The sequence below is a fragment of the Rhodomicrobium sp. Az07 genome, assembly GCF_018619475.1.
In the GTDB taxonomy this organism is placed as follows: domain Bacteria; phylum Pseudomonadota; class Alphaproteobacteria; order Rhizobiales; family Rhodomicrobiaceae; genus Rhodomicrobium.
In genome coordinates this window covers 1-220 of the sequence record NZ_JAHFZG010000090.1, presented here as the reverse complement: position 1 = coordinate 220, position 220 = coordinate 1, and the positions used below count along the sequence as shown (strand labels likewise).

The window sequence follows — 220 nt, the reverse complement described above, 5'->3', positions numbered from 1 at the left end:
TTTTCGGTGCGGTTCCACCTCGGATTTACATCGCGACGCGGCCTGTCGATTTCAGGAAAGGCATGGATGGGCTTGCGGCCGCGGTTCAGGAGGTCTTGAAGCTCGATCCGTCGCGCCGGATCGAGGAGCGCCGCGCGGACATTTTCGCGGTCTGGGAAGCGCGCAAGGACATCTCGCTCGAAGAATTGCGCCAGGCGCTGGTCGAGATCGGCCTGACCGT

At 62.7% G+C, this 220-nt stretch carries 2 pseudogenes; both read left to right on the top strand.

Going from position 1 to position 220, the window contains the following annotated elements:
• Window positions 1-23: 23 nt before the first annotated feature.
• A pseudogene (gene tnpB / locus KKP04_RS16070) lies at window positions 24-101 on the top strand (IS66 family insertion sequence element accessory protein TnpB); the annotation flags it as partial.
• 9 nt (window positions 102-110) lie between these two features.
• A pseudogene (locus tag KKP04_RS15710) lies at window positions 111-220 on the top strand (IS630 family transposase); the annotation flags it as partial.